This is a genomic window from Streptomyces sp. NPDC057616, from assembly GCF_042800575.1.
GTDB lineage: Bacteria > Actinomycetota > Actinomycetes > Streptomycetales > Streptomycetaceae > Streptomyces.
In genome coordinates this window covers 23,054-37,875 of sequence record NZ_JBHVGU010000028.1, presented here as the reverse complement: position 1 = coordinate 37,875, position 14,822 = coordinate 23,054, and the positions used below count along the sequence as shown (strand labels likewise).

Genomic DNA, 14,822 nt, shown 5'->3' with positions numbered 1-14,822 from the left:
GGATCGACGCCCACCCCGGGGGGTTTGGGGCGGGCGACTGTCCGATCGGTGAGGAGATCCGGAGCCGGAGGCTCCGGGTGTGTGCGCGAGGGCACGACCAGGTCGTAGCTGGGGAGGCCACGGCCTGAAGTCGCCCACAGTCCCCTGTGAGCGGGGTGTATCTCTCATCTGGGTAGAACCTACGGCAGCAGATGGGCTGAAGACAGGCGGAATCGCGTCCCGCCATCCACCTCGCACACGTTCTTCACACGGCCTGACACAGCGTTCCGGACCTCAGACGCGGGTGAAGGCCTGCTCGATGATGTCGAGGCCCTCGTTGAGCAGGTCCTCGCCGATCACCAGCGGGGGCAGGAAGCGGAGGACGTTGCCGTAGGTGCCACAGGTCAGGACCAGCAGGCCCTCCTGGTGGCAGGCCTTGGCGAGCGCCGCGGTCGCCTCCGGGTTCGGCTCCTTGGTCGTACGGTCCTTGACCAGCTCGATGGCGATCATGGCGCCGCGGCCGCGGACGTCGCCGATGATGTCGAACTTGTCGGCCATGGCGGTGAGGCGGCCCTTCATGATCGCCTCGATGTTCTTCGCCCTGGCGTTGAGGTCGAGCTCCTTCATGGTCTCGATGGCACCGAGCGCACCGGCGCAGGCGACCGGGTTGCCGCCGTAGGTGCCGCCCAGGCCGCCCGCGTGCGCGGCGTCCATGATCTCGGCGCGGCCGGTGACGGCGGCGAGCGGCAGACCGCCCGCGATGCCCTTGGCCGTCGTGATCAGGTCGGGAACGATGCCCTCGTCCTCGCACGCGAACCACTGGCCGGTGCGGCAGAAGCCGGACTGGATCTCGTCCGCGACGAAGACGATGCCGTTGTCCGAGGCGAACTTGCTGATCGCGGGCAGGAAGCCCTTGGCCGGCTCGATGAAGCCGCCCTCGCCCAGCACCGGCTCGATGATGATCGCGGCGACGTTGTCCGGGCCGACCTGCTTGGTGATCTCGTCGATGGCCTGCGCGGCGGCCTCGGGGCCGGCGTTCTCGGCACCGGTCGGCCAGCGGTAGCCGTACGCCACCGGCACCCGGTAGACCTCGGGCGCGAACGGGCCGAAGCCGTGCTTGTACGGCATGTTCTTCGCCGTCAGCGCCATCGTGAGGTTGGTGCGGCCGTGGTAGCCGTGGTCGAAGACGACGACGGCCTGGCGCTTGGTGTACGAACGGGCGATCTTGACGGCGTTCTCGACGGCCTCGGCGCCGCTGTTGAACAGCGCGGACTTCTTGGCGTGGTCACCCGGGGTGAGCTCGGCGAGGGCCTCGGCGACCTCCACGTAGCCCTCGTAGGGGGTGACCATGAAACAGGTGTGGGTGAAGTCGGCGAGCTGGGCGGAGGCCCGGCGCACGACGGCCTCGGCGGAGGCGCCGACCGAGGTCACGGCGATGCCGGAGCCGAAGTCGATGAGCCGGTTGCCGTCGACGTCCTCGATGATCCCGCCGCCCGCGCGCGCGGTGAACACGGGCAGCACGGAGCCCACGCCCTGCGCGACCGCGGCGGTACGGCGGGCCTGCAGTTCCTGCGACTTCGGGCCGGGGATGGCGGTGACGATCCGGCGCTCCTGCGGAAGTGCGCTCATGAGGGGCTCCTGGGGGTTGTGCGGGGCGGTGCGATGGCCTTTTACGGACTCTTGCCTTCTTTTCTCGCAGGCTAGGACGGGGCGCGAAAGGTGGGCATGCTCCATGTGGGCGTTGTCGGACGACGTGATTGTCCACCGTGGACATGGCGGTGGTCACGGGCCCGGCCGTGTAAAGCGGTGAACTGCCCGGACGGGGCGTTAGATTGACCGCTGACGGTGGACGGAGCGGCTGGTCAAGGGGCGAGGGCGATGGACAGCGACGGGACGCAGGACGCGCGGGGCACGCATGCGAATCCTGTGCCACGTCCGGCGGGACCACCTCGGATGCCGTCGACGCCGCCCAGGCCGGCCACGGCCCCGGGCGTGCCGCCCCGGCCGGACGGATCGGCCTTTCTGAACTGGCTGCGGGCACCGCGCCCCGAGGCGCTGCCCGGCGTGTGGCGCTTCGGGCACCGGCCGCGCCCCGAGGAGGAGCCGGAGCTCATCCCCGCCCGCCAGCTGATCAGCGGCGCGGTGATCGCCTTCCTGGTGGGCTGGCTGATCTGGTCGCTGCTGTGGAACGGCTACCTCGGCGGCTGGTGGCTGCTCCCGCTCTACGCGATGATCCCCGACTCCTGGGCCCAGCCGCACAGCTTCGGCTCGGTCGTGGTCGTCTACACCTACTACGTGCTCATCGCCCTCGTCATCATGATCGGCGTGGGCCGGCTCGGCCGCTGGGGTGAGATCTGGCGTCGCTACGGCCCGCCCGCCTGGAACCGGACGGCGCCGCGCGCCGAACGCCCGCCGGTGCCCGAGCAGGACCCCGTCGAGTGGCCCCAGCTGCGGGCCGCCGGGGCCGAGGATGCTGCTGAGCGGCTGGCCGCCGAGGCCCGGTCGGGGCTGATGCGGGACGTGGACCACGCCCGGATCGTCCGCGCCTGGCAGGGCGTGCGCACCGGCCGGCACACCCTCGCCGCCTTCACCGGCGCCGTGCTCCAGGACGGCGCCGCCGCCTGTCTGCACCCCTCGGGGGAGCGCGACCTGCCGGCCCGGCTGGCCCGCCACGACCTGGTGACCGGGCAGGTGCGCCTCGGCACCGCCGCCGACGACCCTCGCAACCCGTACGCCTACCGCGGGGCCGGCCTCGGCCTCGGCACCGATCTGCTCGGCACCTCCCTGCTGGCGGTCGGCCCGGCCGGCTCCGGCAAGACGGCCAGCGTGGTGCAGCCGCTCGCCGAGTCCCTCTGCCTGCACGCCCTCGCCGGCCGCGCCGCCGTGGTCGTGGTCGGCGCGGCGGGCGCGGGGCTCGGACCGGCCGACTCCTACGACGTCGTCGTCCGCATCGGTCACCCGGATTCCGTCTACGACCTCGATCTCTACGGCGGCAGCGGTGATCCCGACGAGGCCGCGGCCGTGCTGGCCGAGGCGCTGGCCGGGGATCTCGCGGACCCGCATCCGGGCAGCGACAGCCGCCGGTCCACCACCGTGCTCGCGCAGCTGCTCGGGCCGTTCCGGGCGGTGCACGGCCGCTTCCCCTCCGTACCGGAGCTGCGCCAGCTGCTGGACGGGGCGCCCGGACCGCTGGACGAGCTGCGCACGGCGCTGCAGGGCTCCGGCCAGGACTCGCTGCTGCGGGAACTGGACGCCCGGCAGCGCCAGTCGGGGCACCCCGGCGATGTCGCGGCCGTGCTCGCGGACCGCGTGGCGCTGCTCGACCGGCCCGCCTTCGCCGGGTTCTTCGACACCTCGGGGCAGTCGAAGCCGTTCACGCTCAAGGCCCTCGACCACCCGGTGCGGGTCCGTATCGACCTGCCCGAGCGCGGGCACGCGGACGCCTCGCGGATGCTGGCGCGCCTGGTGCTCGCGCAGTTCACCGCGAGCGTCGCGGTGCGCGAGGACCGCTCCCTGTTCGCCTGCCTGGTGCTGGACGACGCCACCGGCGTCGTCACGCCGGAGGCGGTGCGCGGGATCCAGCGGCTGCGGTCGGCCAACGCCGGCGCCGTGCTCACCCTGCGCACCCTGGACGACGTGCCCAGGCCCCTGCGCGGGCCGCTGCTCGGTTCCGCCGGCTGCCGGATGGCGCTGTCCGGGCTCACCCCGTGGGACGGGCAGGACTTCGCCGAGGTCTGGGGCAAGGAGTGGACGGAGGCGCGGGACGTCACCGACCGGCAGATCATCGCCGAGACCCCGGCCGGCAAGGCCGTGCACATGCTGCGCCGGGTGATCACCGGCAAGGCGCCGACCGCGCGGGCCGTGACCGTGCGGCAGGTCGAACGGGAGCGCTGGTCGGCCTCCGAGCTGGCGCACGGCGTGCCGCCGGGCCACGCGGTGCTGTCCCTGACGAATGTCAAGGGGGAGCACGCGCCTCCGCTCCTGGTGGATCTGAGGGATTAGCAGGGGACTAGTAAGGGACCAGTACGGGACTCCGAGGCGCCGAGGGACCGTACGGTGAGGCAGAATCGGCACACGTCGTTCATACCTGACGGCCAAAAGATCACAAGGTTCGCCCAGTCCTCGCAGACCTGACCTGAAGGTCCCATGCCTCCGACCCTCGCCTCGCTCGTCCACCACTCCGCGCTCAAGCTCACCGTGCGCGCGGGTGAGGAACGTCTGGACGTGCCCGTCCGCTGGGCGCACGTCAGCGAACTCGCCGATCCCGTGCCGTACATGGAGGGCGGCGAGCTGCTCCTGGTCACCGCGCTGAAACTCGACGCGGAGGACCCGGAGGCGATGCGGCGGTACGTGAAGCGGCTGGTCGGCGCCGGGGTCGTCGGGCTGGGCTTCGCCGTCGGCGTCAACTACGAGGAGATCCCGAAGGCGCTCGTCGACGCGGCGGAGGAGGAGGGGCTGCCGCTGCTCGAAGTGCCGCGCCGCACGCCCTTCCTCGCCATCAGCAAGGCGGTCTCGGCGGCGATCGCGGCCGACCAGTACCGGGCGGTGACGGCGGGCTTCGCCGCGCAGCGGGAACTGACCAAGCAGGCGCTGGCGGCCGGTCCGGAGGGCATCCTGTCCGCGCTCGCCGCGCAGGTCGACGGCTGGGCGGCGCTCTACGACGTCTCGGGCACCGTCGTCGCCACCGCCCCGGAGTGGGCGGGCCGGCGGGCCGCGCGGCTGACGGCGGAGGTCGAGCGGCTGCGCGAGCGGCCGGCACCCGCCTCCTCGGTGGTCGGCCCGCCCGACAACGAGGACCGCGTCGAACTGCACTCGCTGGGCACCGAGCGCCGGGCCCGGGCCGCGCTCGCGGTGGGCACGGCGGCAGCGCTCGGCACGGCGGAGCGGTACGCGCTGCACTCGGCGATCGCGCTGCTCACGCTCACCACGGAGCGGTCGCGGTCGCTGCACGCGGCGGAACAGCGTCTGGGCGCGGCGGTGCTGCGCATGCTGCTCGCGGGCGAGCCGGACCACGCGCGTGCCGTCGCGGGTCATCTGTACGGCGGCCTCCTGGACGCCCCCTTCCGGATGATCGTCGCGGAGTCGGCGTCGAGCGCGCGCGCCGCGGCCGACGCCGCCGATCCGCTGGGCGCGCTCGCCGAGATCGTGGAGTCGGCGGCCGCGCGGGCGGGGGAGGCCGTGCTGGTCGTACCCGAGGCGGAGCAGCTGATCGTGCTGGCCGCGGACGGCGGCGCCGCGGTCGCCGCGTGCGGGGAGTACGCGGCGGGTGTGGAGGCGGGGCGCTCCGACGTGGCGGCGGCGCGGGAGCCCGCAGGCGACGAGGACGAGCTGGTGGTGGGGCTGTCGGCGCCGGTGGGCCCGATAGCCGCCGCGGCGGCGTACAAGCAGGCCGAGCAGGCGCTTTCGGTGGCCCGCCGGCGCGGGAGGGTGTGCGTGGCGCACGAGCAGCTGGCCTCCGGGTCGGTGCTGCCGCTGCTCGCCGACGACGCGGTCAAGGCGTTCGCGGACGGGCTGCTCCGCCCGCTGTACGAGCACGACGCGACCGGCCGCGGCGACCTGGTGGCCTCCCTGCGCGCCTGGCTCTCCCGGCACGGCCAGTGGGACGCGGCGGCGGCCGACCTGGGCGTCCACCGGCACACACTCCGCTACCGGATGCGACGGGTGGAGGAGATCCTCGGGCGCTCCCTGGACGACCCGGACGTCCGCATGGAGCTGTGGCTGGCGCTGAAGGCGACGTCGACGGAGTGAGCACCGGGCGCGCGGGGGGACGCCGACGGCGTGGCGATGTCGCCGGGCGCGCAAGGCGATGTCGCCGTGTGGGCGTGGCGGCGACGTCACCGGGTGTGGGGACGACGTCGCCGGGTGGTCAGGGGAGGTCCGCGAGCCGCGGATGACGTCCCCGGGTCGCCAGAGGAGGTTCGCGGGGTGCGGATGACGCAGCTGGGTGGTCGGGGGGGGCGCGGGGCGCGCGCACGACGTCGCCCGGTGCGCTGGGCGAGGTCGCCGGGTAGGCGAGGCGAGGTCGCCGGGTGTGCGGGTGGTCAGGGGAGGTTCGCGAGCCGCGGATGACGTCCTCGGGTGGTCAGGGCAGGTTCGCGGGGCGCGGATGACGTCCTCGGGTGGTCAGGGCAGGTTCGCGGGGCGCGGACGACGTCGCCGGGTGGTCAGGGGAGGTTCGCGGGGCGCGGACGACGTCGCCGGGTGGTCAGGGGAGGTTCGCGGGGTGCGCACGACGTCGCCCGGTGCGCTGGGCGAGGTCGCCGGGCCGACGGTCGGTGGCGCGGGCGTCCCGTGATCCGGACATGGCCGAACCGTCGCACCCCCGCCCCCGATCACTACACACCGGCCAAACACAGCCCGGCGCGCGCCGACCTACCGTGGACCCGGACCACCCTGCACACCCTCTACCGCGGAAGGGCCGGGACCTCATGACTTCCACCACCGCCTTCTGGCTCGCCGGCCGCCAGGCCACGGGCGACGACACCTTCGACGTCACCTCCCCGTGGGACGGCCGGCTCGTCGGCAAGGTCAGCGTGCCGACGGACGCCCAGGTCGAGGAGGCGGTCGCCGCCGCCCACGCCGTCCTGGAGGACTTCGCCGCGACCCCCGCCCACGTCCGTGCCGCCGCCCTCGACCATGTCAGCAAGCGGCTGGCCGAGCGGACCGAGGAGATCGCCCAGCTGATCTCCGCCGAGAACGGCAAGCCGATCAAGTGGGCCCGCGGCGAGGTCGGCCGCGCCGTCTCCGTCTTCCGGTTCGCCGCGGAGGAGGCCCGGCGCTTCAACGGCGGCGAGGCCCAGCGCCTCGACACCGACGCGGGCGGCCAGGGCCGGCTCGCCCTGACCCGGCGCTTCCCGAAGGGCGTCGTCCTCGGCATCGCGCCCTTCAACTTCCCGCTCAACCTCTGCGCCCACAAGATCGCCCCCGCGATCGCGGCCGGCGCGCCGATCATCCTGAAGCCGGCCCCGGCCACCCCGCTGTCCGGCCTGATCATCGGTGACCTGCTCGCCGAGACCGACCTCCCGGCCGGTTCCTGGAGCATCCTCCCGGTCGCCAACGACAAGATGCCCGCGCTGGTCCAGGACGAGCGCCTGCCGGTCATCTCCTTCACGGGTTCCGAGAAGGTCGGCTACGCGATCATGGACTCGGTGCCGCGCAAGCACTGCACCCTGGAGCTCGGCGGCAACGGCGCGGCCGTCGTCCTCGGCGACTACGCCTCCGACGCCGACCTGGACTGGGCGGCCACCCGCATCGCCACCTTCTCCAACTACCAGGGCGGCCAGTCCTGCATCTCGGTGCAGCGGGTCATCGCGGACGCGTCCGTCTACGACCGCCTGCTGCCGCGCATCGTCGCCGCCGTCGAGGCCCAGGGCACCGGCGACCCGAGCGACGACAAGACCGACGTCGGCCCGCTGGTCAGCGAGGACGCGGCCAAGCGCGTGGAGTCGTGGGTCAAGGAGGCCGTCGAGGCCGGTGCCACGCTCCTGACCGGCGGCGACCGCGACGGCGCCTCCTACGCGCCGACCGTCCTCGCCGACGTGCCCGCCGACGTCACCGTCTCCTGCGAGGAGGTCTTCGGACCCGTCCTCACCGTGCGCAAGGTGGACGGCGAGGCCGAGGCGTTCGCCGCGGTCAACGACTCCAAGTACGGCCTGCAGGCAGGCGTGTTCACGCACGACCTCCAGGTCGCCTTCCGCGCCCACCGCGCGCTGGAGGTCGGTGGCGTCGTCGTCGGCGACGTCCCCTCCTACCGCGCCGACCAGATGCCGTACGGCGGCGCCAAGCAGTCCGGCGTGGGCCGCGAAGGCGTGAAGTTCGCGATGGACGACTACACGTACGAGCGTGTCCTCGTCCTCACCGGTCTGGCTCTCTAGCCACCCTTCGGAGGGGCCCGGCACCGTTGTCTTCCGGTGCCGGGCCCCCTCTGCGCCGGCCACCGGCCCCCCAACCGGCGAAGCCGAAGTGGGTAAACCCCGTCTCCTCGCGCAGTCTGAGGTGGACGTCGCGCACGCCCTCGGCGACGATGCCGGCGCGGAGCGTCGTGCGGGCGTACGGGTCGCCGGAGGCGATGCCCTGCGACGACAGTGAGGCGAGCGGCGCGCCCCCGTCCAGGGAGAGATCGACGATGCCCTCGCCCGCCACCGAGACCGTCACCTCCGTGACGCCGTCCCCGAAGTCGCAGTCGCGGTAGACCAGTTCGGCGCTGCGGCCGTCGGCCGGTGTCACCGCGTCCCCCGACGTCCGCGTCCGGTCGACGATGGCGGCCCCGCTCTGCTCGTCGAAGTCGGCCGCGTCCAGCCCGAGTCGGCGGACCGGCCGCGGCGCGCCCGGCTCGCCGTCCAGGAGCACCGTCGTCCGCAGCCGGACGTCCGCGCTGGAGGCACCCGCCAGGAGTTCGTACGGGCCCGGCTCCAGCCGCCGTCCGCCGCGGGCCACGTCCCAGAACTCGAAGGCGGACAGCGGGACTTGGAAGGCCAGATCCTCCCGCGCGCCCGGCGCCAGGGTGATCCGGCGGTGCGCGACCAGCTCGCGGCGCGGGCGCGGCACCGACGGTTCGACGGCGCGGGCGTAGAGCTGCGCGACCTCGTCGGCGGTGACGTCACCGGTGTTGGTGACCGTGAACGAGACGTGCACCGCCGCGCCGTCGATCCGGACCGACAGGTCGTCGTAGGAGAACGACGCGTACGACAGGCCGTGCCCGAACGCGAACAGCGGCGTCCCCTCGAAGTACAGATAGGTCTGCCGGCCGCCGATCACGTCGTAGTCCAGCAGTCCGGGCAGGTCGGCGTCGGCCGCGTACCAGGTCTGCGGGAGGCGGCCCGCTGGGGAGACGTCGCCGGCCAGCACCCGGGCCAGGGCGGTGCCCGCGGCCTGGCCGCCGTGCGCGCTCCACAGCACCGCGGGCAGGGCCTCGGTGCCGACGGCGTACGGATACGCGGAGGTCAGCGCCAGCACCGTGTGCGGGTTCGCGGCGCGGGCCGCGCGCAGCAGGCGCTCCTGGTGGGCGGGCAGCCGCAGTGTCGTACGGTCCTCGGTCTCCCGGCCGTTGATGTGCGGGTCGTTGCCCGCGACCACCAGCACCACGTCGGCCTGCGCGGCGGCCCCCGCCACCGCGTCCTCGCCGCGCTCGGTCACCACGAGCTCGAACGTCTCCGGGTCCGCGTCGGCAACCTCCACCCCGTCGGCGGCGACACAGACATGGCGACCCGTACCCAGATGCCGGAGGAGGTGGCCGCCGTCGTGGGGTTCCAGGCGGAACGTCTCCTGCACGACCCAGCCGCCCGGCTGGTCCGCCGAGGCGCGCACCCGGCCGTCCTCGGCGACCGACAGATAGCGGCCGTCGGGCGCGCGCAGCGTCAGCACGCCTTCGCCCCAGTCGGTCAGCGCGAATTCGGTGCCGACGGCGTCCGTGGTGAGCGCGGGCAGGTCGGTGCGGCCGGCGAGCAGGGCCGGGTCCAGGGCGCCCCCCGCGCCGCGCGCCTCGTCGGCCGCGTCCGACGGCACCACGTGCAGGAACGTACCGGCGAGGGTCTTGAGGCGAACCCGGTCCACGCCCTCCGCGAACCGCACGCGCTCGGCGCCGAACCGCTCGTACAGGCCCTCCAGCGGGGTGGAGCGGTGCAGGAGCGTGCCGCTGTACCAGTCGAGCTTGCACTCGTCGGCCAGCAGGCCCACCACGGCGATGCGGGCGTCGCGGGCCAGCGGCAGCAGCCCCTCGTTCTTCAGGAGCACGATCGCCTGCTCCGCCGCCTCCTGGGCGAGTGCGCGGTGCGCCGGGGTGTCGAAGTCCTTGGAGCCGGCGTGCGGATCGTCCCGCGGGTCGAACTCGCCGAGCCGGAAACGTACGGAGAGCTGGCGGCGGACGGCGGTGTCGATGTCCGCCTCGGTCAACAGCCCCTGTTCGTAGGCCCTCTTGACCCGTCCCACGATCTCCGTGCTGTCCGTGCCGTGGTCGGTGAAGCTGTCGACGCCCGCCCGCAGCGCGGCCGCCGTCGCCTCCTCGTGGGTGGCGAAGTAGTGCTCGGAGTCGACCAGGTTGGAGGGCGCGCCCGCGTCCGAGCAGACCAGCAGGTCCTCGTCGGTCCAGGTGCGCAACTGCTCGCGCAGGTACGGCGAGACGTGGTTGGGGCGGCCGTTGACCAGGTTGTACGCGGGCATCACCCCGGCCACCGCGCCCGCCTCGACCGTCGCGCGGAAGGCGCGCAGGTCGTACTCGTGCAGCACGCGCGGGCGGACCGAACTGGACGAGGTCGCCCGGTCCGTCTCGTTGTTGTGGGCGAGCCAGTGCTTGAGGACGGGTGCCGTGCGCCAGTACACCGGGTGCTCGCCGCGCAGGCCCCGGGTGTACGCGGTGGCGATGGCGGAGGTCAGCAACGGGTCCTCGGAGTAGCCCTCCTCGTTGCGGCCCCACAGCGGGTGGCGCAGCAGGTTCACCGTGGGGGACCAGACGTTCAGCCCCACCCGCCCGTCGCGGGCGCGCATCGACCGGGCCTCCTTGGCGACCGCCTCGCCGATCCGCCGTACGAGATCGGTGTTCCAGGTGGCGCCGAGGCCCACGGCCTGCGGGAAGACCGTGGCGGGGCCCATCCAGGCAACCCCGTGCAGCGCCTCCTGACCGGTGCGGAAGGCATCCACGCCCAGCCGCTCGACCGCCGGTGCGAACTGGTGCAGGAAGGAGATCTTCTCGTCGAGCGTGAGCCGCCGGAGCAGGTCGTCGATGCGCTTCGCGAACGGCAGGTGCGGATCGCGGAACGGCGGCGTGGGCGGCGTCTGTGCGGTCACGTGGGATCCCTTTGTCATAAAGCGGAGGGACGCTTTCGAAGCGCTTCGATGCTGGTTCGGGCGACCGCCGGATGTCAAGGGATCCACACCGTCAGTTCAAGCGCCGCATGACAATTGGTCGTTGACGGTGGGGGCCGAGGAATCTTGGGAGCTGCCCTTGTGCACCCTCTGGTGTTCACTTAACCTCACTGCGACATCGAAGCGCTTCGACTGTCGAATTCGCCTGCGGGGTCACGCGCAGCGGGCCCGCGCAGGGGTCAAGAGCCGCTTCCGCTCAGCCAGTTCCACTCGAGACACCGCAGCCGACGGCCACCGCCGGGTGTCCTGGTGCGCCATGAAGGGTTGACGCAATGACGCCGAACGCCGCTTCCGCCTCCTCCGGTTCCGCCGGCCCCAGCCGGAGAAGCTTCCTCGCCTCCACGGCGGTCGCCACCGCCGCGGTGGCCGGCGGGATGCCGCTGCTCGCCGCCTGCGGCGGGTCCGACAGCACGTCGGGGGGAGGGTCCTCCGGCGGCAAGGGCGCGGCGAAGCTGCTGCCCGCGTACGTCGCCGGCAACGTGGTGAGCCCGGACATCCCCGCGAAGAACGGCTCGGCGATCGGCTTCACCGGCAAGCTCGCCCTCGGCGGCCTGAAGACCTCGGTCCCCGAGAAGCTCGGCAAGGGCGGAAAGCTCACGGTCATGTCGCCGTTCTGGGGGTCGCCGCCCAAGCAGGACAACGCCTACTACCAGGCGATGAACGACCTGATCGGCGTCGACGTCGTCTGGCAGAACCAGGACGGCAACACCTACGACCAGAAGCTCGGCGCGGTCCTCGCCTCCAGCGACGTACCGGACGTGGTGGTGGTCCCGAGCTGGAACATGGGTGGCAAGATCCCCACCGCCATCATCGGGAAGTTCGCCGACCTCGGCCCCTACCTCTCCGGCGACAAGGTCAAGGACTACCCGAACCTCGCCGCCATCCCGACCGACGCCTGGCGGCGCTGCATCATCGGCGGCAAGCTGCGCGGCCTGCCGCAGCCCTCCCCGTACGTCACCGGCATCGTGCCCCTCTACCGCAAGGACGTCTTCGACAAGGAGGGCTACCAAGTCCCGCGCTCCGCGGACGAGTTCATGTCCCTGGCGAAGGAGATCACCAACGCCAGGGCCAAGCGCTGGGCCTGCATGGACATGAAATGGACGGCGTTCCAGGCCTTCGGCGTGCTCTCCGGCAGCGAGAAGCCGCTCGGCTGGAACCTCGTCGACGGCAAACTGATCAACCGCATCGAGACCGACGAGTACCTCGAGGCGCTGGAGTGGACCCGCAAGCTCTTCGCCGCAGGGGTCGTGCACCCCGACGCCAAGATGGGCAAGAACGCCCCCGACCCGGGGCCCAAGTTCGCGGCCGGCGAGTTCCTGATCTACGCCCAGAACATCAGCCAGTGGTGGAGCCGTACCGCCGAACAGGCCACCCAGAACCCGGACTACAAGATCTGGGGCATGGACATCTTCGGCCATGACGGCGGCGACCCGCACCTGTGGGCCGAACAGCCCGCGGGCATCTTCGCCTTCATCAACAAGAAGGCCTCCGAGGCGCAGATCCGCAACGCGCTGGCCGTCGCCAACGTCACCGCCGCGCCGTACGGCACCAAGGAGTACATGCTCACCAACTACGGCCCCGAGGGCACCGACTACATCGTCAAGAACGGCGTGCCCACCAAGACCACCCAGGGCAACAACGAGGTCCTCAACGCCTACGTCATGGTCGCGAGCCCGGCCGCCACCATCGCCCACCCCGACTTCCCCGACGTCGCCAAGGCCCAGGTCGAGTGGCAGCAGCGGATGGGCGCCTTCACGAAGAAGTCCAGCTTCTACGGCCAGATGATCACCGAGCCGTCCCGCTACACCAACCTCGGCAACGACTTCGAGCAGCTCGAGGACGACATCACCCGCGGCCGCAAGAAGATCGGCGACATGCAGCAGGCCGTCGCCGACTGGAAGAGCAAGGGCGGCGACAAGCTGCGCGACTGGTACCTGAAGCTGCTCGACGACAACGGCTCCTCGGCGAGCTGACCCGGCACCGACGCAAGGAGAACGGCCGTGTCCCACAGCACGGTGCCTCGCAGCAGGGCCGAGGCACACGACCACGCGGACCGGGCCCCGGCGGCGTCCGGCGGCGCCACCGGAACCGGCAGACGAGCGAGGAAGGCGGCGACCGGGAAGCTGGGCCCGCGCCTGAGATTCAGACGCGACCGCCTGCTGCTCCTGATGACCCTGCCGGCGGTCCTGCTGATCCTGCTCTTCAACTACCTGCCGATCCTCGGCAACGTCGTCGCCTTCCAGGACTACGACCCCTACGTCAGCGACAACGGCATCGTCTCCATGCTGCACAGCCCCTGGGTCGGCCTGGAGAACTTCCAGCGGATCTTCGAGGACTCCGCCTTCTGGAACGCGGTGCAGAACACGCTGGTGCTGTTCTCCCTGCAACTCGTGCTGTTCTTCCCGATCCCGATCGCGCTCGCCCTGCTCATCAACAGCGTGGTGCGGCCCCGGGTGCGGGCGATCTCGCAGGCGGTCATGTACCTCCCGCACTTCTTCTCCTGGGTGCTGGTGATCGCGGTCTTCCAGCAACTCTTCGGCGGGGCGGGCGTGTTGTCGCAGCTGCTGCGGCAGCACGGGTACGACGGGCTGGACATCATGACCAACCCGTCCACCTTCAAGTTCCTCGTCACGGCGGAGGGGGTCTGGAAGGACGCCGGCTGGGGGATCATCGTCTTCCTCGCGGCGCTGGCGTCGGTCAGCCCCGACCTCTACGAGGCCGCCGCCATGGACGGCGCCGGACGCCGGCGGCGCATGTGGCACGTCACCCTGCCCGCGCTGCGGCCGGTGATCGCGCTGCTGCTGGTGCTGCGCGTGGGCGACGCGCTGACCGTCGGCTTCGAGCAGATCCTGCTCCAGCGCGACGCGGTCGGCCCGGGCGCGGCGGAGGTCCTGGACACCTTCGTGTGGTGGAACGGCGTACGCAACCAGGACTTCGGCTACGCGGCCGCCGCCGGCCTGATCAAGGGCGTGGTCAGCCTCGGGCTGGTCCTCGCCGCGAACAAGGTGGCCCATCTCATGGGCGAGCAGGGGGTGTACAAGAAGTGACCGCCGTCATCGACGACCGGCCGGCACGGGAGCCGTCCCCGTGGGCCGCACCGCCGCGCCCCGTGTGGGAGGAGGAGCCGAACAAGGCCGGCCTGGCCGGCAAGGGCCTGGTCCTGACCCTGGCCTGCCTCGGCATCCTCTTCCCGTTGTGGATCGTCGTCGTCACCAGCCTGTCCTCCCGCAGGACGATCGACGAGGCGGGCGGCCTGGTGATGATCCCGAAGGGCATCACCTTCGTCGCCTACCAGGAACTGCTCAGCGGCGGCCAGGTCACCCGGGCCGCGATCATCAGCATCCTGGTCACGCTGGTCGGCACGCTGTTCTCGATGTCGGTGTCCGTCCTGTGCGCCTACGGCCTCTCGCGCACCGGCTCGCTCGGCCACCGCTGGCTGCTGATGATGCTGCTGGCGACGATGTTCTTCAGCGCGGGACTGATCCCCACGTATCTGCTGGTCCAGTCCCTGGGGCTGACCGACAGCTATCTGGCCCTGATCCTGCCGAGCGCGGTGAGCGTCTTCAACATCCTCGTGCTGCGCGGGTTCTTCATGGGCATCTCGCAGGAGCTGATCGACAGCGCCCGGATCGACGGGGCCGGCGACTTCCGCATCCTGTGGCAGATCGTGATGCCGCTGTCCCGCGCGGTGCTCGCGGTGATCACGCTGTTCTACGCCGTCGGATACTGGAGCGCGTGGTTCAACGCGTCCCTCTACCTCAACGACCAGGACATGATGCCGCTGCAGAACGTCATGATCCAGCTCGTGCAGAAGCAGCAGGCCCCGGTGGGGCTCGGCCAGGCGATCAAGACCGGGCAGCTGTCCGGGCTGGCCGTGCAGATGGCGGTCATGGTGATGGCGCTGCTGCCGGTCGCGGTGCTGTCGCCGCTCGTGCAGCGGCACTTCAAGAAGGGCATGCTCACCGGGGCGATCAAGGGATGAC

8 protein-coding genes are annotated in these 14,822 nt (G+C 72.0%); 6 read left to right on the top strand and 2 right to left on the bottom strand.

Going from position 1 to position 14,822, the window contains the following annotated elements:
- Nucleotides 1–273: 273 nt before the first annotated feature.
- Nucleotides 274–1,608, bottom strand: coding sequence for a 4-aminobutyrate--2-oxoglutarate transaminase (gene gabT, locus ACFU97_RS30730; protein ID WP_384263116.1), 1,335 nt, complete (start codon nt 1,606–1,608; stop codon nt 274–276).
- A 249-nt stretch (nt 1,609–1,857) separates the two neighbouring features.
- Here gabT and ACFU97_RS30725 point away from each other — a divergent pair, with 249 nt between their 5' ends.
- The 3 genes from ACFU97_RS30725 to ACFU97_RS30715 all read left to right on the top strand — a co-directional run bounded on the left by ACFU97_RS30725 (nt 1,858) and on the right by ACFU97_RS30715 (nt 7,853).
- Nucleotides 1,858–3,981 (top strand): ATP-binding protein, encoded by a 2,124-nt coding sequence (locus ACFU97_RS30725; protein ID WP_384263113.1) that lies wholly within the window; start codon nt 1,858–1,860, stop codon nt 3,979–3,981.
- A gap of 144 nt (nt 3,982–4,125) precedes the next feature.
- Nucleotides 4,126–5,727 carry a PucR family transcriptional regulator gene (locus ACFU97_RS30720; RefSeq protein ID WP_384263110.1) on the top strand — a complete coding sequence of 534 codons (1,602 nt, stop codon included), beginning with the start codon at nt 4,126–4,128 and terminating at the stop codon, nt 5,725–5,727.
- Between the two features lie 680 nt (nt 5,728–6,407).
- The gene (locus ACFU97_RS30715) at nt 6,408–7,853 is read left to right on the top strand and encodes an aldehyde dehydrogenase family protein (protein ID WP_384263107.1); all 1,446 of its coding nucleotides are present in this window, start codon (nt 6,408–6,410) and stop codon (nt 7,851–7,853) included.
- Here ACFU97_RS30715 and ACFU97_RS30710 read toward each other — a convergent pair.
- Nucleotides 7,834–10,761 (bottom strand): glycoside hydrolase family 3 C-terminal domain-containing protein, encoded by a 2,928-nt coding sequence (locus ACFU97_RS30710; RefSeq protein ID WP_384263104.1) that lies wholly within the window; start codon nt 10,759–10,761, stop codon nt 7,834–7,836. The genes ACFU97_RS30715 and ACFU97_RS30710 overlap by 20 nt on opposite strands.
- A 350-nt stretch (nt 10,762–11,111) precedes the next feature.
- Between ACFU97_RS30710 and ACFU97_RS30705 the strand changes: the two genes are divergently transcribed.
- From ACFU97_RS30705 to ACFU97_RS30695, 3 genes are read left to right on the top strand one after another with little or no spacing between them, the layout of a single operon-like run.
- Nucleotides 11,112–12,812 carry an extracellular solute-binding protein gene (locus ACFU97_RS30705; RefSeq protein ID WP_384263100.1) on the top strand — a complete coding sequence of 567 codons (1,701 nt, stop codon included), beginning with the start codon at nt 11,112–11,114 and terminating at the stop codon, nt 12,810–12,812.
- A gap of 27 nt (nt 12,813–12,839) precedes the next feature.
- Complete coding sequence (locus ACFU97_RS30700; protein WP_384263096.1) at nt 12,840–13,886, top strand: ABC transporter permease; 1,047 nt, start codon at nt 12,840–12,842, stop codon at nt 13,884–13,886.
- Nucleotides 13,883–14,821 (top strand): carbohydrate ABC transporter permease, encoded by a 939-nt coding sequence (locus ACFU97_RS30695; protein WP_384263093.1) that lies wholly within the window; start codon nt 13,883–13,885, stop codon nt 14,819–14,821. Before ACFU97_RS30700 ends, ACFU97_RS30695 begins: the two co-directional genes overlap by 4 nt.
- Nucleotide 14,822 lies beyond the last annotated feature (1 nt).